The sequence below is a fragment of the Novosphingobium sp. 11B genome, assembly GCF_054589055.1.
Window position 1 is genome coordinate 2,694 of the sequence record NZ_BAAILP010000212.1, and the last position, 2,579, is coordinate 5,272.

At 68.8% G+C, this 2,579-nt stretch carries 3 protein-coding genes; all 3 read right to left on the reverse strand.

Going from position 1 to position 2,579, the window contains the following annotated elements:
• Window positions 1-439: helix-turn-helix domain-containing protein (locus tag ACYPYD_RS19485; protein ID WP_459664963.1), on the reverse strand; the 439-nt coding region annotated here is incomplete at its 3' end.
• Window positions 439-798: a flagellar motor switch protein FliN gene (gene fliN / locus ACYPYD_RS19490; RefSeq protein ID WP_008831931.1), complete on the reverse strand. Its 360-nt coding sequence runs from the start codon at window positions 796-798 to the stop codon at window positions 439-441. The genes fliN and ACYPYD_RS19485, both read right to left, overlap by 1 nt.
• 10 nt (window positions 799-808) lie before the next feature.
• Entirely contained in the window at window positions 809-2,407 is a 1,599-nt protein-coding gene (fliF, locus tag ACYPYD_RS19495) for a flagellar basal-body MS-ring/collar protein FliF (protein WP_459664966.1), read from the reverse strand.
• Window positions 2,408-2,579 lie beyond the last annotated feature (172 nt).

Below are 2,579 nucleotides of genomic sequence, written 5' to 3' on the forward strand. Positions count from 1 at the left end.
GTGCAGGTGGCACCGCCATCCCGTCCGCCTGGAACGTGCGCAGCTTGTTGCGCATGGTCCGCACCGAAATGCCCAGCATCGCCGCCGCCGCGCTGCGGTTGCCGCCGCAGTGGCGCAGGGTCTGGAGGATCAGCTCGCGCTCGACGTCGGCGATGTTCTGTCCGACGAGGCCGGAAACCGAGGCCGTCACCGAACCCTCAGACCGCCCGCCGCGCAGCCGCGCCAGCACGTCCTTGAGGTTCACCGCAAGGTCCACCACCACCATGTCGGCTTCCGACCCGGTCCAGCCCCCGGAGGTCCAGCCTTCAAAGGCCGCAGGCGCGGATTCCACGCCGATGCGGGTGGCCGAGCCGCGCACCATCTCGTTGGCAAGACCCACCGCGTCGCCCAGTTCGCCGACCAGCATCAGCCGGGTGGCATCATGATCGCGCGATCCCATCATGCTTCCTTGCGGACGATTTCGGTCAGCGTGACGCCCAGCGTGGCGTCGATCAGCACGACTTCGCCGCGCGCGATGATGCGGTTGTTGACGAAGATGTCGACCGGCTCGCCGACGCGGCGGTCCAGCTCCACCACCATGCCGGGCTTGAGCCGCAGCAGGTCGCCGATGTCCATCTTCGATCGGCCGAGCACCGCCTGCACTTTCACCGGCACGTCGAACACGGCGTGCAGGTCATCGGGCGTCGGCGGCGTGGAGGGACGCGGCGGCAGCGCGGTTTCGCCGCTCAGGACCGGGGCCGGTTCCTCAGGCAGGTGCGCGGGGGTCAACTGGTGCCGGGTGTCGAGCTCGTCGCTCATCGGATACCTTTCACGTGTTCATCCACTGGCGGATGACGGAGGCGGATTCCGCCGGGTTGGAAGCGATGGTGTCGCCGATGCGCTTGATCGCGGAGAGCTTCACTCGCCCATCGACATGGGCGAGCGCGACTTCCTGATCGAGCAGCGGGGTATCGTCGCCCCCCCCGCCGATCGGGCCGCCCATCGGCTCAAGCTGCGCCATCGAGACGCTGCCCGCGGGCTGGCGGCGGTCCTCACCCTCGGGAAGATCACCGGAGGGCGGCGGCAGCAGCGCGGGCGCGTTCTGGCGGCGCAGCATGCGGATGGCGAAGAGGACGATGCCGCCGACCAGCACGATCTTCAGCACGTCTAGGATGCGATCGACGGTCAGGCCGAACGGCAGGCCGCCGTCGATGCCGTCCACGTCCTGCGCGGCGAAGGGCATGTTCTCCACCAACACGCTGTCGCCGCGATCGCTGTCGAAGCCGACGGCGTTCTCGACGAGGCGCTGCAGGCGGTCGAGCTGCGGCTGCGGCAGGCCCTTCTCGCCGCCGTCCACCATGACCGCCACGGTCAGGCGCTTGACCTGCCCCGGCGTGCGCACGGCGACCTTCTGGACGCGGCTGTTCTGGTAGGTGGTGTCCTCGGAGGTCTCGTTCTGTGCGGCGTTGCGGCTGTCGCCATTGGCGCCGTTCTGCGCGGCGGCCGCGTTCTCGGGCAGCTGGGTGGCGACACTCGCGCCTTGCGCGCCGGGGGTCTTTTCGGTGCTCTGGTTGCTGGATTCGACGCTGACCTGGTGTTGGATAACCTGCTTGTCGGGGTCGAAGGTCTCGGATTCCTCGCGCACCTGGTCGCGTTCGAGCACGGCGGACACTTCGGCGCGGACTTTGCCGTGGCCGACGATCGGCTCCACCATGGTCTCGATCTGGTCGCGCAAGCGGGCTTCGACGGCGGCCTGCCGTTCCTCGATGTCGCCGGAACTGCCCTGCCCTTCGCCCGCCCGCGCCAGCAGCGCGCCGGTCTGGTCCACCACCGACACCGCTTCGGGCGAGAGGTCGGGCACCGCCGAGGACACCAGATAGCGGATCGCCTGCACCGCCTCGGCCGGGAGCCGCCCGGTGGTCTTGACCGTGACCGAGGCGCTGGCCTTGCGCGGCTCGGTTTCGAACATCGCCCGCTCGGGCATGACGACGTGGACGCGGGCGCGGCTGACACGGTCCAGGCTTTCGATCGAACGGGTCAGTTCACCCTCGATCGCGCGCGTCTCGTTCAGCTTCGCGCGAGAGGAGGAGATGCCGAAGGGCTCCTCCTGGTCGAGCACTTCGTAGCCGATCTTGCCGCCCAGCTGCTCGGAGGCCATCGCCATGCGCAGTTCGGGCAGCTTGTCGGCAGGCGCGAGGATCGCGGTGCCGTCGGCCGAAAGCTGGAAGGGCACGCCCTGCCCCTTGAGCTTTTCGGTGATGGTCGATGCGGCCGAGGGGTCGAGGTCGGTGTACAGGTAGCCCATCGCGCTGTCGGGCGTTCGCGTGGCCATCCAGCCAAGGCCGAGCAGCAGCGCCAGCGCGACGCCGCCCATCATCGCGGCGCGGCGCACGCCAATCTGCCCGATGAAATTGCGCAACGCTTCCAAGTCCGGCCTTCCGAGATCCCGGCGCCGCCCCTGTCGCGCGCCCCGAGGGCATTATAGGATGAGACTAGGCAAGACTTGCCGGGATGCGCAAAAATGTGCGGTTTCCTTATCCTCCCTGTTGCGAAGCAATGGGGAGGTGGCAGCGCGTAGCGCTGACGGAGGGGTGGGGGGG

Coding starts and splice junctions, on each gene's coding strand:
- fliN (WP_008831931.1), bottom strand. CDS start 798: ATGAGCGACGAGCTCGACACCCGGCACCAGTTGACCCCCGCGCACCTG.